We start from the raw sequence: 25,579 nt of genomic DNA, 5'->3' as shown, positions 1-25,579 counted from the left end.
CTGAGACATCTCAGCGTGATGGTAAAGATGCTTACAGTTGCCGCGAGCCATCCCATGCCGCCACGCCGAATCGGAATTCCCCGTACAGGGAAAGTAAAGGTGAAAAAGCGTCAACGGGCGGCGCATCCTGTCATTGCCGGTATTGCGTGACGCGCAATGCCCGATTGACGGCATTCGTGGTGCGCCTTTGCGGGCCCTAAAAACGGAATAAAGGGTGAAGGGTGGAATTTCCCGTCACGTGCCGAGAAAGCGTCGCACTCCGGCCGCGATCCAGATCGTCGCCAGAGCCGCGTACGCCGTCAGCAGCGCCATCGGGGCCGACGACAGCGGCACGGACGCGGCGACGGCCACGGCGAGCAGCGCCGACCAGCCGTACAGGAGCTTGCGGGCGCGCCGTGAGCCGGTGTGCCCGGCCTCCTGGACCGGGGTGACCAGCGCCATGACCGCGCCGCCCGCCGTCGCCACCGCCTCCAGGCCCGTCACCGCCCCGAGCGTCAGCACCACCGCGCCGGCGACCGGCAGGCCGCAGCACAGCGCCGCCAGCCGCACGTCGCCGCTCGCGAACAGCAGCCTCGTCGTCTTGCCTCGCGCCAGGCGCAACGTGGTGAACGCCTCGGCCACCCACGCCCCCCAGTGCAGCAGCGCGATGAGGACGAACGCGGCGATGAGCCCCGGCATCGCCGGGAGCAGCAGCACCAGCCACCCCCGGCCGAAGAACCTCTCCCGCAGCCGCGACAGGACCCGGTACACGGGGTTGCGCTGCTTGAGCGCGGTCAGCAGCAGCCCGCGGGCGGTGTCGAAGGCAGGATTAAGGCGGAGCACCTCCCGGAAGGCCGACGCCGCTTCCCCCGGATCGCCGGCGGCCAGCGCCGCCTGCCCGTACGCCAGGTGGGCGAGCGGGCTCTCGGGGCTCAGCGCCACGGCCCGCGAGGCGGTCTCCCGCGCCTGGGCGGCGTCGCCGAGCGAGCTGAGGGCGAGCGACAGCAGGCTCGCGAGATCGGACTCCTCGGGGGCGACGGCCAGCCCGCGCCCGGCCGCCTCGGCCGCCTCCCGCCACTGGCCGGCCTGCAGGTGCGCCCGCGCCAGCACCTCCCAGGTCAGCGCCTCCTCGGGGGAGAGGGCCAGGGACGCCCGCGCCGCCGCGACCGCCTCGGGCAGCCGGTTCGCGCCCCGGTGAACCTGGGCGGCGATGTAGTGCGTGAACCAGTGCTCCGGCGCCAGCCGCACGGCCTCGTGCGCCTCCGCGACCGCCTCGGCCCCCCTGTTCTGCGCGTCGAGCGCGACGGCGAGGTAGGCGTGCGCGGTCGCGTGCTCCGGGGCCTCGGCCAGGACGCCGCGCAGCTCCCGCTCGGCGTCCGCGGGGCGGGACAGCTCCAGCAGGGCCCGGGCCCGCTGGATCGCGCCCGCGACGGGCGCGGACGGCATGGTCATCGGACCTGCTTGATCCATGGCATCAGCTCGTCCCAGGCGCCCGAGTCGTTGGCGTGCATCACGTAGTTGCGGGCGGTTCCCAGCCACTCGCGCACGGCCGCCGGCCTGACCGCCTGCGCGGCGGCCAGCAGGTCGGCGGTGGACAGCGGGATGGGCCGGCCCGCGCTGATCGACTGGTGCAGCTTGGCCTCCACCGCCCGGTCCACCACGCCCTTGAGGTCGGCGCCGGCGAACAGGTCCGTGACCCGCGCCACCGCCTCGAAGTCCATCTCCGCCAGCGGCTTGTCGCGGCACAGGATCCGCAGGATCGCGGCACGGGCCGCCAGGTCCGGCGGCGGCACGAACACGAGCTGGTCGAAGCGGCCCGGGCGGCGGAAGGCCACGTCGATGTACCAGGGGGCGTTCGTCGCGGCCAGCACGAGGACGCCCTCGTTGGCGTGCTGGTCCACGCCGTCGAGCTCGGCCAGGAACTGGTTGACGAGCTGGCGGGTGTGCGCCTGTCGCATGTCGGAGCGGCGCGCCGCCAGCGCGTCGACCTCGTCGAAGAACAGCACGCACGGCCGGTGCCGGCGGGCCAGGTCGAACATGCCGCGCAGGTTGCGCTCGCTGGAGCCGATGTACATGTCGAGGACGTCGGACAGGCCGACGTTCACGAACGCCGCGCCGAGCTCGCCGGCGGCGGCCCGCGCCAGGTGGGTCTTGCCGGCGCCCGGCGGGCCGTACAGCAGCACGCCGCCGCCGGCCCGCTTGCCGAACGCCTTGAACAGCTCGGGCTGCTGGATCGGCAGCAGCAGCTTGACGCGCAGCGCCTCCTTGACGGCCTCCATGCCGGCCACGTCGGCGAAGGAGATCGCGGACCGCTCGACCTGCGCCGCGTCCGGCCCGTCCACGGGCTGCTGCAGGGGCTGCACGGGCTGGTGCGCGGGCCCGGCCGGAGGGCCGCCCCACGACGTCCCCACCGGGTTCCCCGCCGGGGCTGCCGGCTGAGGCGTCAGCCGGGCCGCGAGGTCGGCGTCGGCCAGCGAGGCGTCGCGGGAGACGGCCTCGTGGTAGCGGCGGGCCGCGCCGTGCGCGTCGCCCTCGCCGAGCAGCGCCCTGGCCGCGATCACGCCCAGCCGGGGCGCGTGTCCGGGCGTCGAGAGGAACGGCTCCAGCACGGACAGCGCCGGCCCGTACGCGCTCTGCCGGACGAACGCCTCGGCCAGCCCGGCCGCGATCGCCGGGTCCCCGGGCGCCAGCACCAGGGCCGCCCGGTACTCGGCCTCCGCCTCCGCGAGGTACCCCTTGCCCAGGAGCTGGTCGGCGAGGTGCCTTCGCAGAGGAAGGTTGTCCGGCGAGAAACGCGCCGCTTCGCGGAGCGCCTGGAGTCCGGCGTCGTCGAGCACGCGCGCGGTCCCTTCTGTCGATCGTCTGCGTCCGGGATGCCTTGAGCACGTCAGGCTACCGAACCCACCGATCACCGGACCACGTGGGACGAATCAGCGGGGGCCGGTCAGCCGCCGGCGATCTGCTCGCCCGCGTAGTCGAGCAGCTGCTCCGCCGTGGTGAAGCGGCGGGCGTCCTGGTCGCCGAGCAGCACGCCGACCACCTCGCGGCCGCTGCGCTCCCCGGCGAACAGCAGGCAGAACCCCGCGGCGTCCGTGTAGCCGGTCTTGACACCGAGCACCCCGTCGGCCCGCTGGAGCAGCTTGTTGGTGTTGCGCCAGGTGTGCGCCCGGTGCACGGCGGACTTGGCCACCCGGTGCACCGCGCTGCCCACGACCGTCCTGAACGTGGCGTCGTCGAGCGCCGTCTCCGCGAGCTTCACCTGGTCCACGGCCGTGGAGTAGCCGCCCTTCGACGGGGTGGGCAGGCCGTCGGGGTTGGTGTAGCGGGTGTTCTGGAGGCCGAGCCTCTTGGCCTGGGCGTTCATCTTGGCCACGAACGCGGTCGTCCCCGGGCCGTACCTGCGCGCCAGCGCGTTGGCCGCGTCCGCCCCCGACGGCAGCATCAGCCCGTACAACAGGTCGCGGACCGTCAGCCGCTCGCCCTTCTTCAACGCGGCCGTGGTGGCGCCGTTGCTCGTGGCGTGGCGCACGTCGGTCGCGGTGATCTCGATCGTGTCGGTCAGTTGCGCCTCGCGCAGCACCACGTACGCGGTCATGACCTTGACCAGGCTGGCCACCGGGACCCGGCTGGTCTGGCGCTTACCGAAGTGCACCGTTCCGGCTGAGTCCACCACGTACGCCGTCTTGGCCCCCACCTTCGGCACGGACACGGCCACGGTACTGACCATGGCCGCGGGCCGCACCGCGGACGCCGGCAGGGCGCCCGCGGGCGCGGGAGAGGTGGCCCCCAGGGCGAGAACGAGAGCGGCAGAGCCGATGAAACCCCCAATACGCATGGCGATATGGTCCCAGGTGATCAATGCTCCGTTTGCCGAACCAGGTCTCAAAGACGCGACAACAAGGACCAGTGACGGGTAAACCGCCGTTACGGACGATGGCGAACGGGGGCGTCATGGCGGGCAGGTATGTCATCAGCAGGGACGAGACGGGCGGATTCCGCTTCGCGCTGGTCGCGGGGAACGGGCAGACGGTCGCGGTCGGGGAGGGGTTCGCGACGAAGGCCGCCTGCGTGAACGGGATCGAGTCGGTCCGCCGGATCGCCCCGGACGCCACGGTCGAGGACCGCACCCACGCCCCCGCCTGACGCACGCCCCCGCCTGACGCAGGGCCCCGCCTGACGCAGGGCCCCGGCGACGTGCGGCTCAGGACACGTGCGGCTCAGGACACGTGCGGGCTCAGGACACGAGGGCCTTGGCGGCGCGCTTCCTGCGACGCCGGAGCGTGAAGGCGACGACGCCCGCCACCGCCAGCACGGCCACCACCACGGCCGTCACCGGCGACGCGGCGGCCAGTCGCAGCCAGCCCCACACCAGCGCCGTCAGCCCGAACCACCACATCGGCGCCCATGTCAGGCACCCCAGCGCGCTCGCCACCAGGTACCACGGATACGACACGCGCAGCGCCCCGGCCACCCACGGCAGCGTGTGCCGCAGCATCGGCACCCAGAAGCAGCCGAACACGGCCAGCGCGCCCCACCGCTCGACGATCCGCTCCACCTTCGCGATGCGCTCGCGGCCCAACCGCACGCCGATCCGCGAGTCGTACAGCCGCTCGCCGAGCCTGCGCCCGACCCAGTAGTAGACCTGGAACGCCCCGAAGAGGGCCGCGATCAGGATGGCTCCCACCAGCCAGTACGGCAGGCCGAGCCAGAACGGCTCGGTGGGGGAGGGGACGGCGAGCGCCGGACGCGACATAGCGGAACATCACCATCCCAGACTGTACAAAGGTCAGGCTAACCTTAGTTCACGCTCCGCCGTGCCCGCCACAAGCGGTCCCGGCCGCCACCCTCTCCGACCCTGCCACATCGGCCTGCCCGCCGCGCGCCCACGGGCGACTCCGGCCGTGCAGAAGGTGCAAGCCATCGGCAACCACTCCTCAATCGCTCGCGCGTACACCTGTAGTGTGCGAACAGGAGTCACGATCACGTGGAAGACAAGTGCCGCGGTCCTGCTCAGCGGGGCGGCGCACACGGCCAAGCTGTTCGTGGCGACCCTCGCCTTCACCGCCGCGTACGTGGGATTCGCGGCCCACGACACCCCGAGCGCCACCGCCCGGGGCGAGCAGACCGTGACCCTGTCGGCCCGCGCGACACCTGTCACCGGGCCGATCACCGGCCCGGGCGACGAGCGGGCGAGTGGCGGGATCACACCGGCGCCGCCGGCCCGCTGACGAGCCGGTCAGACGCCCGAGCCGTCGACCGACCGGCGGGCCGCCTCGACCCAGCGCCGCACGCCGACCCGCTCCGCGACCTCCAGCGCCTTGACGTAGTGGTCGCGCGCCGCCTCCGGCTGCCCCAGCCGCAGCGCCAGGTCGCCGAGCGTCAGCGCGACCGGCCACAGCGCCACCACGCCGGTGCCCGCCCCGGCGATCCGGTCGGCGAACGGCACGAGCTTGTCGTAGCAGTCGACCATCCGCTCCCGGTCGTCGAGCAGCATCCCGGCCAGCGCCCGCCACGTCATCGCCAGCTCGTACAGGAAGTCCGGCCGGACCGGCGGCCGGACGGCGGCCACCGCCTTGGCGTCGGCCTGGTGCCCGGCGGAGGCGAGCGCCAGCGCGTACGCGTCGAGCGTCCACTTGGCGCCCCGCTGGTGCGCCTCGGACAGCAGCTCGACGGTCTCGGCCGCGCGGCCGTCGACCAGGTGCAGGCAGAACGTGGTGATCAGCGGCAGGTCCTGGCGGCCCTCCAGCATGCCGGCGCGCGCCGTCATCCGGGCCGCCTCGCGGTAGGTCCGCTCGGCCCCCGCGTAGTCGCCGGCGATCATCATCCGCTGCCCGGAGTACCAGGCGCACACCGCGGCGGGCGCCGACAGGTCGTACTGCCGCGCCAGCCGGTCGGCGGCGGCGGCGTGCTCGTCGGCCACGGCGAACTCGCCGCGCGCCGCCGCGCACTCCAGCAGCACCAGGTGGGCGAGCGCCTGCGTGGCCATCTGGCCGGAGCGCTGGGCCACCTCCAGCAGCTCCCTGCCGATGCTCTCGCGGGTGTCGACCGCCGGGATGTCGTACGACTGGCGCAGCCGCCCGCTCAGCGCGGCGGCCAGCAGCACCGGGTCCCCGCTCTGGCGGGCCAGCTCCAGCGCCTCCAGCGAGGCCTGCCGCCCGCGCTCGGGCGAGGAGGACCCCTCCAGCTCCAGCGCGAGGGTCGTGAGAAGGCTGGCGCGCAGGGTCTGCTCACCCTCGGGCAGCTCCATGAGCGCCTTCTCGGTGACGTCCACGATCTCCCACGCGGTGCGCGTGAAGTCGCGCGCCATGCCCTTGTGCGGGACGGCCAGCGAGGCCGCCACCCGGGCGGTGATCTCCAGATCGCCCAGCGGCAGCGCGGCGTCCATGGCCTCGCGGCGCAGCAGCCGGGCGGCCGTCATGTCGCCGCACAGCGCCAGCGCCTTGATCCGGTGGAGCATGAGCAGCAGCCGGTCGCGCGTGTCACCGCCGGTGCGGTTGAAGGCGGCGATGGCCTGCTTCCACAGCGTCGCCGCCTCCCGGTGGGCGAAGCGGCGCTCGGCTTGCTCGGCGGCCAGCCCGGCGTAGTGCACGGCCTTCTCCGAGGCGTCGGCCAGGAAGTAGTGGTGGGCGAGCGCGGCCACGTCGGACGGCGTCCGCCGCTCGATGACGGCCGCGACCGCCGCGTGCAGCCGGGTGCGGCGCAGCCGCGACGCGTCGGAGTAGATCGTGTCGCGTACGAGGTCGTGGTCGAACCGCAGCAGCCCCGGGCCCGGCTCGGTGACCAGCCCGGCGAGCAACGCCGCCTCGACGGCCTCCACGACGGCGTCCGTGCTGTCACCGCGCCCGCCGCGCTCGTCGCCGGCTCCTCCGTCGCCCTCTCCTCGCGAGCTCCTGCGCTCGATGTCGCCGGCCACGTCGACCAGCACGTCGACGTCCACGTCCCGGCCGATCACCGCGGCCTGCAGCAGGATCTGCTGCGCCCCGGCGGGCAGGCGCGAGATGCGCCGCCGCAGCACGTCGCGCACGCCGGACGGCACCCGCGACAGCACCTCGGTCGCGCTGGCCCGGTCGGCGGCGGCCTCGGAGTCGAGCAGCCGGACGGTCTCGCGGACGAAGAAGGGGTTGCCGGCGGTGCGCTCCACGATCGACTCGACCGCGTCCTCGTCGATCTCGCGTACGCACGTCGCCCTCACCAGCTCGGCCACGGCCTTCGGGTCTAGCCCCGAGAGCTGCACGCGCAGTGGGCCCAGCCGGGCCAGCGAGGCCAGCACGTCGGACTGTCCGTCGTCGAGCTCGCTCTCACGGCACGTCACGACCAGCATCACCCGGCTGGTGGCCAGGAGGCTGGGCAGCGCGCGCAGCAGGGCGAGCGTCTGGTCGTCGGCCCAGTGCAGGTCCTCCAGCGTCAGCAGCATCGGCGCGCGCCGCGCCACCCCGGCGAGGTAGCCGCCGACCGCCCGGTGCAGGCGGAAGCCGCCGGACACCTCGTCGTCGTCGGGATCGGGCGCGGCGTCGTCGAGCAGCGGGGCGAGAAGCTGGGAGTACTCACCCGCGCCGGTGCGGCCGACCAGCGAGCGCAGGATCTCCACCCACGCCCAGCCGGGCGGCGTCGCGCTGGAGTCGGGGCAGGCGCCCGAGGCCGTCATCCAGCCGTCGCCGGCGAGCCGGCTCTCCAGCTGGCGCAGCAGCGTCGTCTTGCCCGCCCCCGCGACGCCGGTGACGATCGCCACCTGGAACCGGCCCGTACGGCCGGCGGCGGTGGTCAGCCGGGCCAGCTCGGCGTCGCGGCCGACGAACGGCTCGGGCTCCAGCGGCGGAGGCTCGACCGCGGCGGCGGGCCGGGGCGGCCAGGTGTCGCCGACCGGCACGGGCCGCGGCGGCCGGGCTACCGTGGCGAGCTCCAGCTCGGGGGACTGGGCGAGGATGTCGGACTCCAGCTTGCGCAGCGCCGGCCCCGGGTCGATGCCCAGCTCGTCGGCAAGGATGCCGCGGGCCCGGCGCAGAGCCGCGAGCGCGTCGCCCTGCCGGCCGCAGCGGTAGAGGCCGAGGGCGAGCAGCCGCCAGCCCTCCTCGCGCAGCGGGTGCTCGGTGGTGAGCGCCTCCAGGTCGGGCACGGTCTCGGCGTGCAGGCCGAGGCGCAGGCCGGTGTCGGCGTGGCGCTCGCGGGCAACCAGGCGCAGCTCGGTCAGCCGGTGGACCTCGGCCTCGGCCCACGGCTGGTCGGCGAAGTCGGAGTAGGGGGTGCCGCGCCACAGCCCGAGGGCCTTCTGCAGCCGGCCGCGCGCCGACTGCGGGTCGGCCTCCTCCAGGTGCTCGCCGGCGGCGCGGACGAGCCGCTCGAAGGTGAGCGCGTCCACCTGGTCGGGCGCCACCCGCAGCGCGTAGCCGGAGGCGACGGTCACCAGCAGCCGGTTGGGTCCGCCACGGGGACGGCCCGGCTCCAGCACGCGGCGCAGCCGCGAGATGTAAACCTGGAGCCCTGACTGGGCTCCCTTGGCCGTGTCGTCATCCCAGAGGTCGTACAGCAACGTGTCGACGGGGACGACCTGACCTCTAACCACGAGAAGCCGGGCGAGGACGGCCCGCTGCCGCAACCCGCCGAGGTCGAGTTCGTCGTCTTCGTACGCCTCGACTGGCCCCAGAACCCGGAACGCCACCATGTCAGCCGCCACGCTATGCATGCTTCCGAATCACGCACAAGGTCTTTGTTTCGTTTCGGATGGTCACGGGGAGGCCTTCGAGATCGTGGACGGGGGCTCCGTGGCGGTGCCTCGGCCGTCACGCCTGCGCAGCAGCGCCCACGCGCCCAGGGCGAGACCACCGAACGGGATCTCGACAGTGTAAGTCCAGAAGCCGAACAGCAGTGCGGTCGCGGTGGCCGGAGCCGCATCCACCCCGAAGGCACTGGTGAGCAGGAGCACCACGCCGCCCTCCATGATGCCCGCCCCGCTGGGGGTGATCAGCGCGCTGGTGAGCACGCGCGACAGGGCGAAGACGGCGATCGACTGGGCCAGGCCGGGGTAGGCGCCGGTGGCCAGCATGCACACGGCCATGATCGCCCACTGGAACCCGAGGAAGAACACCATGCCCACCGACAGGCCGAGCCAGCGGGTGCGGACGATGTCCGCGGTGTCGGCGCGCAGCCGATGCAGCGCCTCGGAGGCGTGGAAGCGCAGCCGCAGCAGGCGGACCAGCGCGTCCAGGCCGCGCCCGAGCAGGTCGGCGGCGCGGTCCCAGTAGAGGGCGGCCGCCACGACCGCGCACAGCACCAGGATCGACACCGCGCCCACCCAGCCGGCCCGCGCCACGGTGTGGTTGGGCACCTCGCCCGCCATGAGCAGTGCGATGATGCCGACCGCCGGCAGGATGAACCTGAACAAGGTGTTCCAGATGCCGCTGACCAGCGTCATCACCACGATCGGGCGGTTGGCGAACCCCCAGCCGCGGGTCATCGCGAAGGTCAGCGCCACCCCGGCCGCGCCGCCGAACGGCAGCAGGTTGCTCACCGCGCTCCCGGCCGCGTTCAGCGTGAGCGCCCGCGTGTGGCCGAGGCCGGGCAGCGAGTTGGTCAGCACGAACGTGTAGGCGAGCAGGCTCAGCAGCCACAGCGCGGTCATCAGCGCGATCATGCCGGGGCTGAGCGTGGCGAACAGCGCGCCGATCTCGCGCCAGGACACCGGCTTGCCGGTCAGCGCGCGGACGATCTGCGGGAGGTACACGACGAGCACCACGGCCAGCGCCAGCGAGAGCGTGGACAGGGCGATCTGGAGCCACTTGTTCTTCATCGCACCCCAGTCTGCCGGTAGGGGACGCGACCCGGATCATCCGCGGGTGTCAACTCGGCCACGGGTCCAGAGGATGACGCAGGCGGGTGCCGGCCGGGACGTCGCGGCGGACGTACCACTCCGTGCCGAACACGAGGCGGTAGAGCGGGCCGGGGACCTTCAGCAGCACGGCCAGGGTGCGGTCGCCGTCGCCGCCGCTCGCCTGGGAGGCGTGCGCGGCCATGGCCGCCCGCTTCTGTCTCGTGTACTTCCGGACGTTGACCCGGTGGGTGATGGCCTCGCCGGGCGAGTACGCGCTCTCGAACGTGCGCACGTCGAACTCCGGCGGGAACCGGTAGACCTTGCCCGCCAGGCGCAGCAGCCTGACCAGCGGGTCGCGGTTGACCGTCGCCTCCAGCACGATCCGCGTGCCCGCGATCTCCGCGGCCCGCCGCCCCACCCGGTGGACCTGCACGTGGTCGGGATGGCCGTAGCCGCCCGCCGGATCGTAGATCGACAGCAGGTCGGCCTCCTCCTCCCGGAGGATCGCGGCGAGCTTGCCGGCGGCCTCCTCGGAGTCGGCGTCGATGAAGGCGTTGTCGGGCCGTTCGTCGGCCACGCCGCCCTTGGGGCTGAGGCCCGAGTCGCCGTAGCCCAGGCACTCCACGCGGGCGCACCCGAGCAGCGCGGCGGACTCGTACAGCTCCTCCATCCGGGTGCGGCCCAGCTCGTCGCCGGGCTCCATCTCGGCCAGGCCGCGCTCGCCGGCGGTCGCCACCACGAGCACCACGCGGTGACCCTCGGCCGCGAGCATCGCCATCGTGCCCGCCGTCAGCAGGGCCTCGTCGTCGGGATGGGCGTGGAAGAACACAGCGGTACGTGGAGGCACAGGCCCAGATTAGTCTGGGAGGGGTGCGGATCTTTCACGTGAGTGACTGTTACCTGCCGCGGCTCGGGGGGATCGAGGTTCAGGTCGCCGATCTGGTGCGGATGCAGCGGCGGGCCGGCCACGAGGTCGAGGTGGCCACCGCCACCCGGGGCGAGGCGCTGCCCGGCGTCCACCGGATCGTCGCCCCGATGCCCTTCGACCTGCCCGTGCACCCGGCGGGGGTGGGGCATCTCACGCGGCGGATGACGGCGTCGCGGCCCGACGTGGTGCACGTCCACACGGGGGCGGTCTCGCCGTTCGCCTGGATGGGCGTGCGCGCGGCCGTGCGCGCCGGGCTGCCGTGCGTGGTGACCGTGCACAGCATGTGGGACCCGCTCACGCGGGCCGCGTACCGGCTGCTGCGTCTGGCGTACGGCTGGCAGCGCTGGGGCCTGGTGGCCACGACGGTGAGCAACGCCGCGGCGGCGCCGATCCGCGCGGTCGCGGGCGGCCGCGTGCCCGTGCACGTCGTCTCCAACGGCCTCGACCTGTCGGCGTGGCGGTCCGGCACGGCCGTCATCGAGCCCGAGGCGGACCTCGGCGAGGCGGGCGCGGGCCTCGGGAAGCACGATGAGGTGCACATCGTCGCGGTGGGCCGGCTGGCGCCGCGCAAGCAGCCGGTGCGGCTGCTGCGGCTGCTCGGCCGCGTGCGCGCCCTGGTCCCGGCGGCCGTCCCGCTGCGCGCCACCGTGATCGGCGACGGGCCGGCGCGCGGCTCCATGGAGCGCTACCTCACCCGGCACGGCATGACCGGCTGGGTGTCGCTGCCCGGCCGCCACACGCGCGAGCAGATCGCCAAGGTGCTGGAGTCGGCCGACGTGTTCGTGGCGCCGGCGCCACGGGAGTCGTTCGGCATCGCCGCGCTGGAGGCCCGCGCCGCCGGTCTGCCGGTGGTGGCGCGGGCGCAGAGCGGGGTGGCCGACTTCGTCCGGAACGGCACGGAGGGACTGCTCGGCCGCGACCTCGGCGAGATGGCGGCGGCGGTGGCCCGCCTGTGCGCCGACGCGGGCCTGCGCGACCGGATCACCGCGCACAACCGCGCCACCCCGCCGACGGCGGGCACCTGGCCCGCCGTCCTGGAGGGGTTCGACCGCGCGTACGCGGAGGCCGCTCAGGGACGGTTCAGCACCACTTGACGCGCTCTCCGGGCTGAAGCCCGAAGATTCTGGCCTGTGCCGCCCCGTTCACGTGGCGGCACTTCCGTGGCTTCCTGCTTCGCGGGGCTGTGCCATCGCCAAGGATGGTCTGACCGGCCCTCCACAGGCGTTCAGCCTGTCCGCCCGTCCGGCGGCCAGGATGTTGATCGCAGCGTTGATGTCGCGGTCGTGAACCGCGCCACACGCGCAGGTCCATTCCCGGACCCGCAGAGGCATCGCCTCGGCTACGGCCGCGCACGCTGAACACAGCTTGGAGGAAGGAAACCATCGGCTGACCTTGGCGAAGGTCCTGCCGACCGCCAGGTCCTCCACGAAGATCGCTTGGTTCTCGCGAACTATCCTGGTGGATTCCTGGTGGTGGAACTCGCGCCGCGCGTCGGCGACCCGTGCGTGCGCGCGGGCGACTTTGAGGCGGGCCTTGGCCCGGTTGTTCGATCCCTTCTCCTTGCGCGACAGTGCCTTGTGCAGCTTGCGGAGTTTCTTCTCCGCCCGGCGCAGGAACCGGGGCGAGTCGATCTTCCGCCCGTCGGCCAGCACGGCGAAGTGCCCCAGCCCCAGATCGAGCGCGGTCTCGGCCTCCACCGGCGGCAAGGGGCGTTCGGTCACCTCGACGACGAACGAGGCGAAGTACCGGCCCGCCGCGTCCTTGATCACCGTCACGCTGGACGGGACCGACGGCAGGCGGCGCGACCAGCGCACCGCCACCTCGCCGATCTTCGGCAAGGTCAGCTTCTCCCCCACCCTGAACCGGGCGTTCCTGGTGAACCGGATCGCCTGCCGCTGGTCCCTGCGGGACCGCAACCGAGGCGCGGCGATCTTCGGCCCCTTGCGCTTCCCGCTGAGACTGGCGAAGAAGTTGCGGTAGGCCATGCAGGCGTCGGCCAGGGCCTGCTGGAGCACGACCGCCGACACCTCCCCCAGCCACACCCGATCCGGGCGCTGCTTGGCCTCGGTGATGACGCGCTTGGACAGGTCCCCGTCACTGATGAACGGCAGGCCGTCGGCGCGCGCTTGACGGCGGGCCGTGAGCGCGTCGTTGAACACCACCCGTGCGCACCCGAACGCCCGTGCCAGCGCGATTCGCTGTATCGGCATTGTGTTTTCCTGCTCCACGCCCATTTGGTTTTCGTGACGAAGTTCCGGCACCGCGTCTTCACCGACACCCACCTGACCCGCATGGAAGAGATCATGGGATCGGCTGTTCCTGCCCCGCTACGCGGGCTTGTCGGCTTCACCCCCGCCCTGAAGACCGGAGCACCACGTAGCCGTCGCGCTCGAACACCCTCCGGTAGCCCTCGGCCTCCAGCCGCCCCACCTGCGCCGCCTGCTCCTCGGCCGAGCCGAACGGGAACTCCCAGCGGGCCGTGTCCGCCACCACCCACGGGGCGCCGTGCGGCTGCCCGGTCCACAGCAGGACGGTGGTGCGGGCGCTGAGCGCGGGCCCGACCGAGTTGGCGGCCTCCACGACGACGCCGGCCGGCACCTTCGCCACCGCCTCCCGGGCCGCGGCCACCTTGACCTGGTCGCCCCGGTAGAAGTCGGGATGGTAGAGCTGGTCCAGCGCGAAGCGGGGGACGAGCGTCACGGCGACCACGCAGGCGCCGAACGCCCAGGCCAGCCGCAGCGGCCGGTCGTCGGGCCGCCGGAGCCGGCGCAGCAGCCTGGCCAGCCCGTCCACGCCCGCGCAGAGCAGGATGACCACGGTGAACGCGTTGTACTGGAAGTCCGCCTGCCACCACAGGGCCCGGTCCGCCAGCATGCGTTCGAGCACGTGCGGCAGCGCGACCAGCGACAGGGGCGACAGCAGGCACAGCAGGAGCGTCGGCCAGGCCATCAGGAAGAGCGTGTCCACCTTCGCCTCGTCGCTGAACGGCAGCAGGATCGCGGCGACGGGGTCCCGCAGCAGCGTCAGCAGGGCGCCCGGCACGTCCGGGCCGAGGTGGCCGTACGCCCAGAAGTCGTCGGCGCTGCCGCCCAGCATGGGGATGAGCGCCCCGCGCGCGAGGAGCACGCCGCCGACGCCGATCGCCGCGCAGCACACCCCGCGGAAGCGGTCGCCGGTGACGAACAGGTAGAGGGCGAACCCGATCACCATCAGGCCCATGTCCTCCTTGACCAGGAGGAGCCCGCCCATCGCCGCGAACGCCGGCAGCGACCGGCCCGCGTGGTAGCGCTCGATCATGATCGAGGTGAGCAGCGGGACGAACATCACCTCGTGCACGTCGAACGCGATCGCCTGCGCCACGGGCCAGGACAGCGCGTACGCGACGGCGACGAGGTAGGCGGGGCCGGTGCCGAGCACTCGGCGGGTGAACAGCCAGACGAACGGGATCGCCGCGGCGAACAGCAGCGCCTGCGCGACGACGAGCGACTCGGGCCCGTCGTGGACCCAGTAGAACGGCGCGAGCAGCGCGTACGCGGGGGAGAAGTGGTCGGCGAGCTGCAGGTAGTCGAGCCCCCGGCCGTGGATGGCGCCGACCGCCGGCGCGTACGGGGGCCGGAAGTGCGCGTAGTTGCGCACCGTCTGATCGAAGATGACCAGGTCGAAGACGGAGGCGCGGAAGGTGGCCAGCTTGACCAGGCCGACGGCCGCGTAGGCGGTGGCGGACAGCAGGGCGATCAGGCCCACACCGAGCCGGTGATCGCTCAGCCACAGCTTCCAGAGGGAGGGGGTGGCGGGGGCCGCCTCGGTCTCGCCCGCCGGCGCGTCGCCCGTCACGGGCAGCAAGAGTAGACGGATTTTTCGGGACATGCGGCGGTCGCCGCGGCTCCATACCCGTGCGGAAACGGACCGGCCGCCGCGATCGCACTGCCCCCCGCAGGCGTCGCGACGGCCGGAGGCCGGATCAGGAGCAGGCGCTCTGGATCTTCGTGACGAAGCCCTGCATCTTCTGCACCGACTCCATGGTCGCGGTCGGGTTCTCGGAGTCGATCTTGAGCCCGTCCAGGCCGCTGGCCAGGTCGTTCAGGGCGGCGGCGAGCTCTCCGTCGTAGTTGCCGGCGAGGGTCTTCACCTTGGAGGCGGCCTCGTCGCCGGCGGTCTCGAGCGCCTTCGGGTCGGTCGCGACCTTGGTCATCGAGCCGCTGAAGTCATTCATGATCTTGGTGACATCGTTGCCGACCTGGTTGCAGTCGACAGCGTTGCCGATCGCGCCACAGGCGGTGGTGAGGCCGGCAAGGGAGAGCGTCGCGACCATGAGAGCGATGCGACGGCGAGGGGTGTTCATTTCAGGCCCTTCTTTGCTTTTGCGGATAAAGCGAAAGTATGGGCCCTGCCTTGATCACCGCTTGCACACCGCTGTCACCGCCTGCATCCCGAGGCCTGTCACCGACATGGCTCCGGCCTCAGAACGGCAGCCTCCGGCCGGATGGAGTGCGCAGGTCGAGGGGGGCCGGCTGCTGTGCCGGACGGGGGCGTTGCACGATCTGGGCTCTCTTCACAACCGAGGGATACCCATCGGAGTGCCTTGAACTCCTCATGAGCGGGTACCGTGACAGGTGATGCTGGCAGATCCATTCGTGCACCCGGCCCTCTACTACCGAGGCGACCGGGAGTACGTCGCTGCCACCACGGCCTTCATCCGCGCGGGTCTGGCCGCGGACGAGCCGGTGGCCGTCGCGGTCCCCGCCGCCAATCTCAAGCTCATCGAGGGCGGGCTCGGCTCCGACGCGGCCGACGTGCTGCTCCTCGACATGGAGGAGGCGGGCCGCAACCCCGGCCGCATCATCCCCTCGGTGCTGCGCTCCTTCGCCGACCGCCACACCGACAGGCACGTGCGGATCATCGGCGAGCCGATCTGGGCCGGGCGCAGCGCCACCGAGTACCCCGCCTGCGCGCAGCACGAGGCGCTGATCAACCATGCCTTCACCGGGCGGAACGTCACGATCCTGTGCCCCTACGACGCCGAGCGGCTCGACCCCCAGGTTCTGCGCGAGGCCGAGCTGACCCACCCGGTGCTCCAGGACGGCGACGGTGAGCGGGCCAGCGCCGCCTACGACCCCGACCACGTCGTGCGCGAGCACAACCGGCCCTTCGACGAGCCCGCCGACTTCGCCGCCCTCCGCTTCGACCGCGACAACTTCGCGGCGGCCCGCAACCTCGCCGCCGGCCGCGCGGCCGAGCTGGGCTTCGACGGCACCCGCCTGGACGACATCCGCCTGGTCGTCGCCGAGCTGGGCGCCAACAGCCTCGACTACGGCGGCGGCGCGGGCGACATCCGGGTCTGGGTCGAGGACGGCCGGCTGGTGTGCGAGGTCAGCGACGCCGGGCACATCACCGACCCGCTGGCCGGCCGCCGGCCGGTCGATCCACGCGTCGCGGGCTCGCGTGGGCTGCTCATCGTCAACCTGCTGAGCGATCTCGTACGGCTCCACACACGGGCCGGCGGCACCACGATCCGCACCTACTTCGACGTCCCGGCCCGCTGATCCCCGGGTGGGGCGTCCCGGGTGAGGCCCGCCCTACCGACCCTGAGGAGGCCCTCCCCATCGGGGTGACGTCCGCCCAGGTCACCGGCTCCCTCCCAGGGGCGCCCCGACCAAGGTATTAGGGGGACGTTCAGGGCCGGTTCGGGCCGATCTCCGATGTTCCGCAACGCCGCATTCCACGAGCTTTGAAGCATGAAGGCATTGCTTGTGAGCGGACTCTCCACCATCGGCACCGGGGCGGGCGCCATGCTGGCCCTGCACGCGCGAACCGGGCTCGACCCGATGCACACCGTGATCAGCTCGTACGCCTTCGCCCCGGGAGGCTGGCTGCTGCCCACGTCGCTGACGCTGTTCGCCGTGGGCGGCGCGCTCACCGCCGAAGGGTTGCGCCGGGCCGGCGCTAACGGCGGCGTCGTGGTGCTGGTGGTGGCGTGGGCGGTCAGCATGTTCCTCATCGGGGCGTTCCCGACGGACCGGCCGGGCGTGCCGCTGTCGCTGTCGGGCGGCATCCACCGGTACGCCGCCTTCGCCGCGTTCCTCGCCATGCCGGCGGCCGGGATGCTGTGGGCCAGGACCCGCGCCCGGTACGCGGTGGCGGTGCGGGTGCTGAGCGCGATCGCGCTCGGCGCGCTCCTGCTCGTCGTGATCCCCTACGTGGTGCGGATGTGCGGGATCCCGCTGGCCGACGACGAGGTCCCGGCCGGGCTGACCCAGCGCGTGGTGGTCGTCTCCGAGCTGGGAGTGCTCGCCCTGGCCGGCCTGTCGATGCTGCGGGCACTGCCCCAGCAGGCGGCCCGGACGGCGGCCCAGCAGGCGGTTCAGCGGTCCCAGGGCGGCGTGTCGCCCATCTTGGCGTAGTACTTGGCGAGGTGCGCCTTGACCCGGGACACCTCCTCCTCGGGCAGGCGGACCCCGCCCCTGGCGCCGTCCACGACCCCGGCCGCGGCGATGACGGCCCGCGGCACCACCTTCAGCTCACCCCCGACGACGTCGGCGATCGGCAGCTTGTAGGCGCCGAACTCGTCGGCGTCGTCGCCGTCGTACCAGATGTGCGCCTGCCGGTACTTGTCGGTCGGCGCGTCCTCCGCGCCCGCCCACTTCCGCACCCGCTTCTCGGCCGCGGCGGCGTCCCACGCGCGGTCGCGGTCGGCCAGCGGCAGATCCTGGAACCTCGTCACCGTCATGACGAGGAGCTACCCGCCCGGCAGGCGTGAAACGGCCGCCCAGCGGTAGAAGCACGGTCCGACCGAACGGATCTGATGAGGAGATGTCGAGATGAGCGTGCTGATCGCCTATGACGGGTCCGAGGACGCCAAGGCCGCGATCGCCTTCGCCGGGACGTTGCTGAAGGGGCAGCCGGCCGTGGTGCTGACCGTGTGGGAGCGGGCGGCGATGACGTCGGCGCGCGCGTCGGCGGGGCTTGTGGTCGCGGTGGGAGACACGAGCGCCGAGGACGACGCGATCGAGCAGTCCATGACGGAGCTGGCGGCCGAGGGGGCCAGGCTCGCGCGGGAGGCGGGACTGGAGGCCACGCACCGGGTGGCGACCGACGCGCTGTCCGTGTGGTCGGCGATCGTGGACGTGGCCGAGGACATCGGCGCCACGCTCATCGTGACGGGCACGCGGGGCATGGGCGGGATCCGGTCGCTGCTGCTGGGCAGCACGTCGGACCGCGTGCTGCACCACGCCACCAGGCCCGTCCTGGTGGTCCCGTCCCCGCACACGGACTCCTGACCCGCCCGCCGCCGGTCCTGTGCCGATGCGAGAATGTCGGCGGCGTGGGCTGGAGGCGGCGTGGGCCGGAGGCGGCGTGGGGCGGAGCGGCTCCCGTCGAGGGAGGAGCGACGTGGCGGAAGGGCTGGCGCGGCGGCTCGGCACCGGGGACGCGGTCGTCGTCGGGCTGAGCGCGATGATCGGCGCGGGGGTGTTCGCCGCGTTCGCGCCGGCGGCCGCCGCCGCCGGGCCGTGGCTGCTCGCCGCGCTGGCTCTGGCCGCCGTCGTCGCCTATTGCAACGCCACGTCCTCGGCCCGCCTGGCCGCCCTCCATCCCGAGTCCGGGGGCACCTACGTCTACGGCCGGCGGCGGCTCGGCCCGCTGTGGGGCTACCTGGCCGGTTGGGGTTTCACGGTCGGCAAGACGGCCTCCTGCGCCGCGATGGCGCTGACCTTCGGCGCCTACGTGGCGCCGGGCCTCGCCAGACCGCTCGCCGTCGCCGCCGTCGTGGCGGTCACCGTGCTCAACCTGTACGGCGTGCAACGATCCGCCGTGGCGGCGCGGGTGATGGTGGCGTTCGTGCTGGCCGTCCTGGCGGCGGTCATCGCCACCGGCCTGCTCGCCGCCCCACCTGCCCCGGGCGGGCAGAGCCCGATGACGCCCGGCCTGTGGGGGGTGCTCCAGGGGGCCGGGCTGCTGTTCTTCGCGTTCGCCGGGTACGCCCGGATCGCCACCCTGGGCGAGGAGGTACGCGACCCGGGCCGGACCATCCCCCGCGCGATCGGGATCGCCCTCGGCATCACGCTCGCCGTCTACGTCCTGGTGGCCGTGGCCGCCCTCCACGTCCTGGGCCACGCGCGGCTGGCGGCCTCCGGCGCCCCGCTGGCGGAGGTGGTGACGGCGGCGGGCTTCGGCGGGCTGCGGCCCGTGGTGACGGCCGGCGCGGCGGTGGCGGCGCTCGGGGCGCTGCTCGCCCTCGTGCTCGGCGTCTCCCGCACGGTGCTGGCCATGGCGCGCGAGCGCGACCTGCCGCACGTGCTGTCCGCGGTCGACCCGGTACGGCGGGTGCCCCGGCGCGCCGAGCTCGCCGTGGGCGTCGCGGTGGTCCTGCTGGTGCTGGTGGCGGACCTGCGCGGGGCGATCGGCTTCTCCTCGTTCGGGGTGTTGGTGTACTACGCGATCGCCAACGCCGCCGCCCTCACCCTGTCGCGGGAGGAGGGCGCCCCGCCCAGGATCGTCCCCGTGGCGGGTCTCCTCCTGTGCCTGCTGCTCGCCGCCACCCTGCCGCCGGTCTCCGTGGCGGCGGGCCTGGCGGTCTTCGCCGTGGGGGCAGGCGTCCGGGCGCTCGTCCACCGCCGCACGTGAGCCTGAGACGCGCGACGTACACGGGCCGGAAAAAGGGCGAGCCGGCGCGGCGGGCGGGGCGTTAGGATCGGCGGCATGACGCTGCGCACGGTGATGACCGCCCCCTAGGGGGTCCATCGTCCGCGTCCTGTCGAGGCCCCGCTGACCGGGGCCTTCGTCATGTCCGGCCCCATGGGAGGTTCCGGATGTACGTCACGACCACGATTCCCTACGTCAACGCCCGCCCGCACCTGGGGTTCGCCCTGGAGATCGTGCAGGCGGATGTGCTCGCCCGCCACCGTCGCGGGCGGGGCGAGCCCGTGCGGTTCCAGACCGGCACCGACGACAACTCGCTCAAGAACGTCCTGGCCGCCGAGGCCGAAGGGGTGCCGGTACGGGAGCTGGTGGACCGCAACGCGGCGGCCTTCGAGGCGCTGCGCGAGCCACTGGAGCTGTCGTTCGACGCCTTCGTCAGGACCAGCCGCCATCCCGGCCATCGGGCGGGCGTCGAGCGGATCTGGAAGGCCGTCTCCCACGACCTCTACCGGCGCTCCTACGAGGGCCTCTACTGCGTGGGCTGCGAGCAGTTCTACCCGGAAGGGCCCTGCCCGGAGGGGCACGAGGCGCCGTTGCAGCGGGTGGCGGAGGAGAACTGGTTCTTCCGCCTGTCCCGTTACGGCGAGCGGCTGATCGACCTCGTCGAGAGCGGGCGGCTGCGGGTCGAGCCGGCCGCGCGGCGCAACGAGGTGCTGGCGTTCCTGCGGGGCGGCCTGGAGGACCTCAGCGTCTCGCGCTCCGCCGCCCGCGCCCGCGGCTGGGGCATCCCCGTGCCGGGCGATCCCGGTCAGGTGGTGTACGTGTGGTGGGACGCCCTGGCCAACTACGTCACCGCCCTGGAGGACGACTACGACCGCTGGTGGGTGCGGGAGCCCCGCAAGATCCACCTGGTGGGCAAGGGCGTCATCCGGTTCCACGCGGTGTACTGGCCCGCGATGCTGCTGTCGGCGGGGTTGCCGCTGCCGAGCGACATCGTCGTCCACGACTACCTGACGGCCGGCGGGCGCAAGATCAGCAAGTCGTCCGGGGTCACCGTGGACCCGGTGGCGCTCGTGCGGGCCTATGGCGTCGACGCCGTGCGGTGGTGGCTGCTGCGGGAGGTGCCGCGCGTGGGTGACGCCGACTTCACCGAGGAACGGCTGGTCGCCCGCGCGGACGAGGACCTGGCCAACGGCGTCGGCAACCTGGTCAACCGGGTCGTCACGATGGTCCATCGCTTCCAGGACGGCCACGTGACCGATCGGGAAGATCTGCCGGGCCTGGCCGGGGAGGCGGAGCGCACGCTGGCGGAGGTCGAGGAGCGGACGGGCGCGCTCGTGGACGAGGCGCTGGAGGACTTCGACTTCCGGCGGGCCGCCGCGGCGGTTCAGGAGATCGTGGCGGCGGCGAACGCGTACGTCGAGCGGGTCAGGCCGTGGCAGCAGGAGCCGGCCGATCGGGAGGCGTCGCTGGCCGCGCTGGTGGCCGCCTGCCGGACGCTGGCCGTACGGCTGGAGCCCTTCCTGCCCTCGGCGGCGGCGCGCGTGGCGGCGGCCGTGAGCGGCGAGCGGCTGCCCGCCCCCCGCCCGCTGTTCCCCCGCCTCGCCGGTTCGGACGTTGACCGGCTCCCGGGACGCGCCTAGGTTGGCGCCTGCACGGCCTGGACGGTGTGGGCGGCGCTCGGGTGAGCGCGTACCGGCCGGCCGGCATGGAGGTGACCATGCCCGTCCCCACCGTGCGGGGCCCCGTCGAGGCTGTCGATCTCGGGCAGACGCTGATGCACGAGCACGTGTTCGTCCTCTCGCCCGAGCACCTGGAGAACTACGGCCGGGGCGTCTGGTGGGACGAGGAGTTCCGCGTGGCCGACGCGATCCGCAAGCTCAACGCGCTGGCCGCGAAGGGCGTGCGGACCATCGTCGATCCGACCGTGTGGGGCCTCGGCCGGTACATCCCGCGCATCCAGCGCGTCGCCGCCGGCGTGCCGGACCTGCACATCGTCGTCGCCACCGGCCTCTACTGCTTCGAGGAGCTGCCGCACCAGTACGAGCACCGCGGCCCCGGCCTGCTCCTGGACGGCCCGGACCCGATGGTGGACGACTTCGTGCGCGACCTGACCGTGGGCATCGCCGACACCGGGGTGCGGGCGGCGTTCCTCAAGTGCGTGGTCGAGGAGAAGGGGCTGACGCCCGGCGTCGAGCGCATCTGCCGGGCCGTCGCCCAGGCGCACCTGCGCACGGGCGCGCCGATCACCGTGCACACGAACGCCGGGGCGCGCACCGGGACGATCGCGCTCGACCTGTTCGCCAAGGAGGGCGTGGACCTGACGAAGGTGGTCGTGGGCCACGCCGGCGACTCCAACGACCTCGACCACCTCATGAGCCTGGCCGACACGGGCGCCACGCTCGGCATGGACCGGTTCGGCCTGGACCTGTACAACTCGACCGAGCAGCGCGTGGCCACCATCGCGGAGCTGTGCCGTCGCGGGTACGCCGACCGGATGGTGCTCAGCCACGACACGGCGTGCTTCATGGACTACTTCGGCGCGGCCTGGGACGACGCCCTGGCCACCATCGCCCCGAACTGGCGATACGATCACATTCACGATCAGGTCTTGGCAATGTTGCTGGAATCGGGCGTGGCGCAGCGGCATATCGACCAAATGCTGGTGTATAACCCGAGAAGCTACTTTGCGTAAAGTAGCGGGATTGGTACCACAACGCGGGTAGGTGGAGCTGGGTGACCTCGGAGCAAGCCTTGTCGATCAGCTTGGGGCTCCAAGGCCCATGCGTCATCGCGAGGCTCACAGGAGACTTCGATTTCGCCTCAGCCGCCGAAGTGCGCGATCGCGTCACCAAGGCGCTCGATCTCACGCAGCCGCCGATGCTGGTCATCGACATGCAGGGCGTCGAGGTGTGCGACTCGTCCGGCCTGTCGGTGCTCGTCTACGTGCACAAGGCCGTCACCGCGTCCGGCGGCCGGCTGCTGCTGGCCGGGCTGAACGGCAGGTGCAAGCACCTGTTCGCGATCACCGCGCTGGACAAGTTCTTCGACATCCGCAGCACGGCCGAGCTGGCCATCGCCGAACTCAGCGAACCGGGGAATTCACCGCCGTTCACGGGGTAGTCGCGATGGCATGCCGGCCCATGAGCCCGACCTTCTTGGTGTCTACCTGGAGCAGATCGGCGGTATCCCGCTGCTGACCGCCGCCGACGAGGTCGAGCTCGCCCGGCGCGTCGAGGCCGGCCTGTACGCCGGGTACCTCATCACCCGTCGCCCGCACCGGGACGGCGCGTACGAGGCGGTGAGCCTCGCCGAGCTGTGCGAGATCCGGGACGAGGGGCTGCGCGCCAAGGACGTGCTCATCCGGTCCAACCTGCGCCTCGTGGTGGCGGCCGCCCGGCGTTACGCCCAGCGCGGGCTGCCCCTCCTCGACGTCATCCAGGAGGGCAATGTCGGGCTGATCCGGGCCGTGGAGAAGTTCGACTACAGGCGCGGCTACAAGTTCTCGACGTACGGGATGTGGTGGATCCGTCAGGCCATCGAGCGCGGCATCCACGACAAGGGTCGTACCGTCCGGCTGCCCACGCACGTCGGCGAGGAGCTGTCGCGCCTGGCCCGGCTGGACCGGCGGCTCGCCGTCGAGCTGGGCCGCGAGCCGCGCGACGCCGAGCTGGCCGAGGTCGCCGGGCGCACGGTGGCCGAGGTCACCACGCTGCGCCGCCTGGCCCGGGACACCGTCAGCCTCGACCTGCCGGTCGGCGAGAACAGCGAGAGCAGCCTCGGCGACATGATCGTCGACGAGAACGGCCCGCAGGTGCAGGAGCTCACCGAGCAACGGGCGCTCAGCGCGGAGCTGCGCGCGCTGGTCACCGCGCTCCCGCCCCGTGAGGCGTTCGTCATCCGGCAGCGGTACGGCCTGGCGGGCAGCGAGGCCGCCACGTACGGGACGATCGCGGACCACCTGGGGCTGACCCGCGAGCGTGTCCGCCAGCTGGAGCGGCAGGCGCTGAAGCGGCTCAGGCGGAGGAGCCCGGTGACGGCGTGGGCGTCGTGAGGCGTTGACCCGGTCGAGACCGTGACGGTTAATCGAAGGGCCTGAGGTCGCTTCTGACGGGGGAAGCGAGGGCTCGTCGCCTCTGGGGGCGCCATGCGCAACCGTCTCTCGGCCACGCTCTTATCGGCCACGCTGCTGTCCGCCACGCTCCTGTCCGCCGCACCGGTCCCGGCCGCGGCCGCGGATGCGGGCGCCAGTGCGCACCTGATCCGCTACAAGATCTTCTTCGGCAGATGCAAGGACACATGCCGCATCAAGGTCCAGATCACCAACATCTCGCGCAAGACCCTGTACGACGTCTCGCTCACCGCCCGGCTCAAGGTCAACAAGACCAAGGTCGGCTCGTGCCACGACTATGTGGGCACCATCCGCGCCAAGCGCGAGCGCTGGGCGGGCTGCACGGTGCGCTCCGCCAAGCTGACGTCGATGTGGAACCGGTGGCTCGACGGCGAGATCCGCTGGGACACCCGCGCCGGCACGGTCGTCCACTACGAGTACTACCGCTGATAGGCGTGCTACCGCTGCGGCCGACCGGCCATATCGCCGGCCTGGTCCGAGGGCCGGGCGGGAAAGCCAGGGGTCCGAGACCGGCTCGGCCCCTGGCCGTCATGTCAGGAGGTGACGAGCAGGGCCAGGCCGATCAGCACCACGATCGGCACCACCCAGACCACGGCCTCGGCAGCGAACTCCTTGTACATCGCGCGGATCTCCCTCATCACGCCCCGGGGGGCGGCGTACACGTCACTGCGCAGCATAGCCGCCCACGCCCGCCACTCCGTCCAGCACCGCCCCCGCGCCTGCCCGGTGGGAGGAGACGGGGACCGGACCACAGGGCCGGGGTCAGCCCTCGTCGTCGTCGCGCGGACGGCTCCGGGCCAGGCGCTTGCCCAGTCCGGCCAGGGACTCGTCGGCCATCAGCGCCGCCAGACGCGGGGCGTCGGCGTCCACCTGGCGCAGGACCTCCGGGTCCGCGCCGGCGAAGCGGCTCCAGGCGCGCACCACGTCCGGCATGGCGGCGATCGCGTCAGGCGACAGGATCGCCTCCCGGGGCAGCCACGACGTGAGGAACTGCGACACCCTCCCCGGACTCCACCACAGGGGACGATCCCCGATGAACTCCACCAGCTTCGCGAACGCCTCCTCGGCTCCCGGCAGGGCGGGCAGGTCGTGGAAGCGGGAGAGCGTGTCGTCGGGAGCCGGCCGTACCGGATCGGGGACAGAACGGGCGCGGGCCAGCGCGAACGGCCGCATGCCCGGGAACGTGCCGGCGACCGCCGCCCCCATGACGCGGTCCGTGAGCTCCACCGCGTCCAGGATCCGCCCGGCCACGGCGCGGGGCTCGGACGGTTCGAGGCTCAGGTCGTCGAGGAACTTGCGCTCCTCCACCAGCGCGTCCACCGCCAGGCCGCCGTTGACCTGGTCGACGGCGACGACGAGCAGGTGCGGCTCCTTGCCGGAGCGGTAGTGGAAGGACAGGGCGGCGAGCGCCTGCAGGCCGTGGCGATCCGCTTTGCCGTACCAGGCTCCGTCGCACTCGACCTGCCCCATCCGCGCCACCCAGCCGGGCAACGCGTCCCTGGCCTCGGCGCCGTGCGCGGCGTACAGGTCGGCGAGGGGCGGCTCGCCGGCGGGCGCGGCATCCGCCTGCGCGTCCACGGCGTCGGGGGTCGCGACGGCGGCGAGGGCGGCCAGCGTGAGGCGGCCCTCCGGGGTGCCCGCCTCCACCAGCTCCCGCACGAGCCCGCGCGCGTCGGCGGGGTCCAGCCCGCCCATGAGCCGTGACGCCCACAGCTCGGTGCGCAGGGGAGAACGCCATCTGAGCAGATCACGCGCCTGGGTGACCGCCGTCGTAAACGCTGGAGTGCTCACCCTCCGACCGTAGTCCACGGATCTCCATGGCCGACGCGGGGCGGGGCCACGGTCAGGCTGAGACCGTCGCGCGAGGTCCACCAGTCGCGCGAGGGTCTCGGCCGCCCGCTCGTACGGGACGGCCGGCCGGGGGTGGTCGGACCCGCCCCCGGCCGTACATCAGCGGTTGTCGCCCGTGAGGCCGGCCTTGCGGAGGGCCTCGGCCATGGCGCCCGAGGGGGCGGGGCGGTCCTGGCGCTGGCCGCCGCGGCCACGCTGGCCGGCGTCGCGGCCGCGAGCGCCGCCGTCACGCCCGTCACGGGCCTGG

Annotated in this window: 25 protein-coding genes; 12 read left to right on the top strand and 13 right to left on the bottom strand. The window is 73.0% G+C overall.

The genetic code is table 11. The features are described from left to right. Positions 1-234 precede the first annotated feature (234 nt). From MTP10_RS40315 to MTP10_RS40305, 3 genes are all read right to left on the bottom strand, one after another. A complete protein-coding gene (locus tag MTP10_RS40315) occupies positions 235-1,431 on the bottom strand; it encodes a tetratricopeptide repeat protein (RefSeq protein ID WP_310717068.1) in 1,197 nt (398 codons plus the stop codon). Next, positions 1,428-2,816 (bottom strand): ATP-binding protein, encoded by a 1,389-nt coding sequence (locus MTP10_RS40310; RefSeq protein ID WP_310717066.1) that lies wholly within the window; start codon positions 2,814-2,816, stop codon positions 1,428-1,430. Before MTP10_RS40310 ends, MTP10_RS40315 begins: the two co-directional genes overlap by 4 nt. A 107-nt stretch (positions 2,817-2,923) precedes the next feature. Beyond that, positions 2,924-3,814, bottom strand: coding sequence for a serine hydrolase (locus tag MTP10_RS40305; RefSeq protein WP_310717065.1), 891 nt, complete (start codon positions 3,812-3,814; stop codon positions 2,924-2,926). Positions 3,815-3,930: 116 nt separating this feature from the next. Here MTP10_RS40305 and MTP10_RS40300 point away from each other — a divergent pair, with 116 nt between their 5' ends. Continuing rightward, positions 3,931-4,122, top strand: a complete 192-nt coding sequence (locus tag MTP10_RS40300; RefSeq protein ID WP_310717062.1) for a DUF1508 domain-containing protein — start codon at positions 3,931-3,933, stop codon at positions 4,120-4,122. Positions 4,123-4,213: 91 nt separating this feature from the next. Here the strand turns inward: MTP10_RS40300 and MTP10_RS40295 are convergent, their stop codons facing one another. Further along, positions 4,214-4,732 (bottom strand): VTT domain-containing protein, encoded by a 519-nt coding sequence (locus MTP10_RS40295; protein WP_310717060.1) that lies wholly within the window; start codon positions 4,730-4,732, stop codon positions 4,214-4,216. A 208-nt stretch (positions 4,733-4,940) separates the two neighbouring features. Here MTP10_RS40295 and MTP10_RS40290 point away from each other — a divergent pair, with 208 nt between their 5' ends. Next, positions 4,941-5,207 (top strand): hypothetical protein, encoded by a 267-nt coding sequence (locus MTP10_RS40290; RefSeq protein WP_310717057.1) that lies wholly within the window; start codon positions 4,941-4,943, stop codon positions 5,205-5,207. A gap of 8 nt (positions 5,208-5,215) precedes the next feature. Here the strand turns inward: MTP10_RS40290 and MTP10_RS40285 are convergent, their stop codons facing one another. From MTP10_RS40285 to MTP10_RS40275, 3 genes are read right to left on the bottom strand one after another with little or no spacing between them, the layout of a single operon-like run. Next, positions 5,216-8,650, bottom strand: coding sequence for a BTAD domain-containing putative transcriptional regulator (locus MTP10_RS40285; RefSeq protein WP_310717055.1), 3,435 nt, complete (start codon positions 8,648-8,650; stop codon positions 5,216-5,218). A gap of 51 nt (positions 8,651-8,701) precedes the next feature. Continuing rightward, entirely contained in the window at positions 8,702-9,763 is a 1,062-nt protein-coding gene (locus tag MTP10_RS40280) for a lysylphosphatidylglycerol synthase domain-containing protein (RefSeq protein WP_310717053.1), read from the bottom strand. 49 nt (positions 9,764-9,812) lie between these two features. Further along, a complete protein-coding gene (locus MTP10_RS40275; protein ID WP_310717051.1) occupies positions 9,813-10,631 on the bottom strand; it encodes a PIG-L family deacetylase in 819 nt (272 codons plus the stop codon). A 38-nt stretch (positions 10,632-10,669) separates the two neighbouring features. On the opposite strand from MTP10_RS40275, the gene MTP10_RS40270 reads away from it, so the two are divergent. Next, positions 10,670-11,806, top strand: coding sequence for a glycosyltransferase family 4 protein (locus tag MTP10_RS40270; RefSeq protein ID WP_310717050.1), 1,137 nt, complete (start codon positions 10,670-10,672; stop codon positions 11,804-11,806). A 48-nt stretch (positions 11,807-11,854) separates the two neighbouring features. Here MTP10_RS40270 and MTP10_RS40265 read toward each other — a convergent pair whose 3' ends face one another. The 3 genes from MTP10_RS40265 to MTP10_RS40255 form a co-directional block, all read right to left on the bottom strand. After that, positions 11,855-12,922, bottom strand: coding sequence for a transposase (locus MTP10_RS40265; RefSeq protein ID WP_310717099.1), 1,068 nt, complete (start codon positions 12,920-12,922; stop codon positions 11,855-11,857). Between the two features lie 136 nt (positions 12,923-13,058). Next, on the bottom strand, positions 13,059-14,546 hold the full coding sequence (locus MTP10_RS40260) for a DUF2079 domain-containing protein (RefSeq protein ID WP_310717048.1): 1,488 nt from the start codon (positions 14,544-14,546) through the stop codon (positions 13,059-13,061). A 127-nt stretch (positions 14,547-14,673) separates the two neighbouring features. Continuing rightward, positions 14,674-15,054 (bottom strand): hypothetical protein, encoded by a 381-nt coding sequence (locus MTP10_RS40255; RefSeq protein ID WP_310717046.1) that lies wholly within the window; start codon positions 15,052-15,054, stop codon positions 14,674-14,676. A gap of 274 nt (positions 15,055-15,328) precedes the next feature. Here MTP10_RS40255 and MTP10_RS40250 point away from each other — a divergent pair, with 274 nt between their 5' ends. Together MTP10_RS40250 and MTP10_RS40245 are read left to right on the top strand one after the other, a co-directional pair. Then, the gene (locus MTP10_RS40250) at positions 15,329-16,255 is read left to right on the top strand and encodes an anti-sigma factor RsbA family regulatory protein (protein ID WP_310717044.1); all 927 of its coding nucleotides are present in this window, start codon (positions 15,329-15,331) and stop codon (positions 16,253-16,255) included. A gap of 192 nt (positions 16,256-16,447) precedes the next feature. After that, on the top strand, positions 16,448-17,113 hold the full coding sequence (locus MTP10_RS40245) for a DUF998 domain-containing protein (protein ID WP_310717042.1): 666 nt from the start codon (positions 16,448-16,450) through the stop codon (positions 17,111-17,113). Here the strand turns inward: MTP10_RS40245 and MTP10_RS40240 are convergent. Beyond that, positions 17,074-17,439: a hypothetical protein gene (locus tag MTP10_RS40240; RefSeq protein ID WP_310717040.1), complete on the bottom strand. Its 366-nt coding sequence runs from the start codon at positions 17,437-17,439 to the stop codon at positions 17,074-17,076. The genes MTP10_RS40245 and MTP10_RS40240 overlap by 40 nt on opposite strands. 91 nt (positions 17,440-17,530) lie before the next feature. Here MTP10_RS40240 and MTP10_RS40235 point away from each other — a divergent pair, with 91 nt between their 5' ends. The 7 genes from MTP10_RS40235 to MTP10_RS40205 all read left to right on the top strand — a co-directional run bounded on the left by MTP10_RS40235 (position 17,531) and on the right by MTP10_RS40205 (position 23,910). Beyond that, positions 17,531-17,989, top strand: coding sequence for a universal stress protein (locus MTP10_RS40235; protein ID WP_310717037.1), 459 nt, complete (start codon positions 17,531-17,533; stop codon positions 17,987-17,989). 112 nt (positions 17,990-18,101) lie between these two features. Further along, positions 18,102-19,334 (top strand): APC family permease, encoded by a 1,233-nt coding sequence (locus tag MTP10_RS40230; RefSeq protein ID WP_310717035.1) that lies wholly within the window; start codon positions 18,102-18,104, stop codon positions 19,332-19,334. Positions 19,335-19,519: 185 nt separating this feature from the next. Continuing rightward, positions 19,520-20,992, top strand: coding sequence for a methionine--tRNA ligase (locus tag MTP10_RS40225; protein WP_310717033.1), 1,473 nt, complete (start codon positions 19,520-19,522; stop codon positions 20,990-20,992). Positions 20,993-21,069: 77 nt separating this feature from the next. Next, a complete protein-coding gene (locus MTP10_RS40220) occupies positions 21,070-22,044 on the top strand; it encodes a phosphotriesterase-related protein (RefSeq protein WP_310717032.1) in 975 nt (324 codons plus the stop codon). Positions 22,045-22,085: 41 nt separating this feature from the next. Beyond that, entirely contained in the window at positions 22,086-22,472 is a 387-nt protein-coding gene (locus tag MTP10_RS40215; RefSeq protein ID WP_310717030.1) for an STAS domain-containing protein, read from the top strand. A gap of 10 nt (positions 22,473-22,482) precedes the next feature. Beyond that, positions 22,483-23,403 (top strand): sigma-70 family RNA polymerase sigma factor, encoded by a 921-nt coding sequence (locus MTP10_RS40210; RefSeq protein ID WP_310717028.1) that lies wholly within the window; start codon positions 22,483-22,485, stop codon positions 23,401-23,403. Positions 23,404-23,496: 93 nt separating this feature from the next. Continuing rightward, a complete protein-coding gene (locus MTP10_RS40205; protein WP_310717026.1) occupies positions 23,497-23,910 on the top strand; it encodes a hypothetical protein in 414 nt (137 codons plus the stop codon). Between the two features lie 104 nt (positions 23,911-24,014). Here MTP10_RS40205 and MTP10_RS40200 read toward each other — a convergent pair whose 3' ends face one another. Both MTP10_RS40200 and MTP10_RS40195 read right to left on the bottom strand, forming a co-directional pair. After that, entirely contained in the window at positions 24,015-24,158 is a 144-nt protein-coding gene (locus MTP10_RS40200; protein WP_310717024.1) for a hypothetical protein, read from the bottom strand. Positions 24,159-24,243: 85 nt separating this feature from the next. Next, positions 24,244-25,272, bottom strand: coding sequence for a hypothetical protein (locus tag MTP10_RS40195; protein ID WP_310717022.1), 1,029 nt, complete (start codon positions 25,270-25,272; stop codon positions 24,244-24,246). Positions 25,273-25,579 lie beyond the last annotated feature (307 nt).

The sequence above is a fragment of the Nonomuraea sp. 3-1Str genome (assembly GCF_031570565.1).
Classification (GTDB): Bacteria; Actinomycetota; Actinomycetes; order Streptosporangiales; family Streptosporangiaceae; genus Nonomuraea.
The sequence above is the reverse complement of the archived record's forward strand: the minus strand, read 5'-3'. Positions and strand labels throughout refer to the sequence as shown.

Bases quoted from the DNA above. Each gene is read 5' to 3' on its own strand.
- MTP10_RS40255 (WP_310717046.1), bottom strand. From the start codon at position 15,054: ATGAACACCCCTCGCCGTCGCATCGCTCTCATGGTCGCGACGCTCTCC.
- MTP10_RS40315 (WP_310717068.1), bottom strand. From the start codon at position 1,431: ATGACCATGCCGTCCGCGCCCGTCGCGGGCGCGATCCAGCGGGCCCGG.
- MTP10_RS40250 (WP_310717044.1), top strand. From the start codon at position 15,329: ATGCTGGCAGATCCATTCGTGCACCCGGCCCTCTACTACCGAGGCGAC.
- MTP10_RS40200 (WP_310717024.1), bottom strand. From the start codon at position 24,158: ATGCTGCGCAGTGACGTGTACGCCGCCCCCCGGGGCGTGATGAGGGAG.
- MTP10_RS40305 (WP_310717065.1), bottom strand. From the start codon at position 3,814: ATGCGTATTGGGGGTTTCATCGGCTCTGCCGCTCTCGTTCTCGCCCTG.
- MTP10_RS40245 (WP_310717042.1), top strand. From the start codon at position 16,448: ATGAAGGCATTGCTTGTGAGCGGACTCTCCACCATCGGCACCGGGGCG.
- MTP10_RS40205 (WP_310717026.1), top strand. From the start codon at position 23,497: ATGCGCAACCGTCTCTCGGCCACGCTCTTATCGGCCACGCTGCTGTCC.
- MTP10_RS40295 (WP_310717060.1), bottom strand. From the start codon at position 4,732: ATGTCGCGTCCGGCGCTCGCCGTCCCCTCCCCCACCGAGCCGTTCTGG.
- MTP10_RS40235 (WP_310717037.1), top strand. From the start codon at position 17,531: ATGAGCGTGCTGATCGCCTATGACGGGTCCGAGGACGCCAAGGCCGCG.
- MTP10_RS40225 (WP_310717033.1), top strand. From the start codon at position 19,520: ATGTACGTCACGACCACGATTCCCTACGTCAACGCCCGCCCGCACCTG.
- MTP10_RS40220 (WP_310717032.1), top strand. From the start codon at position 21,070: ATGCCCGTCCCCACCGTGCGGGGCCCCGTCGAGGCTGTCGATCTCGGG.
- MTP10_RS40240 (WP_310717040.1), bottom strand. From the start codon at position 17,439: ATGACGGTGACGAGGTTCCAGGATCTGCCGCTGGCCGACCGCGACCGC.
- MTP10_RS40280 (WP_310717053.1), bottom strand. From the start codon at position 9,763: ATGAAGAACAAGTGGCTCCAGATCGCCCTGTCCACGCTCTCGCTGGCG.
- MTP10_RS40210 (WP_310717028.1), top strand. From the start codon at position 22,483: ATGCCGGCCCATGAGCCCGACCTTCTTGGTGTCTACCTGGAGCAGATC.
- MTP10_RS40300 (WP_310717062.1), top strand. From the start codon at position 3,931: ATGGCGGGCAGGTATGTCATCAGCAGGGACGAGACGGGCGGATTCCGC.
- MTP10_RS40265 (WP_310717099.1), bottom strand. From the start codon at position 12,922: ATGCCGATACAGCGAATCGCGCTGGCACGGGCGTTCGGGTGCGCACGG.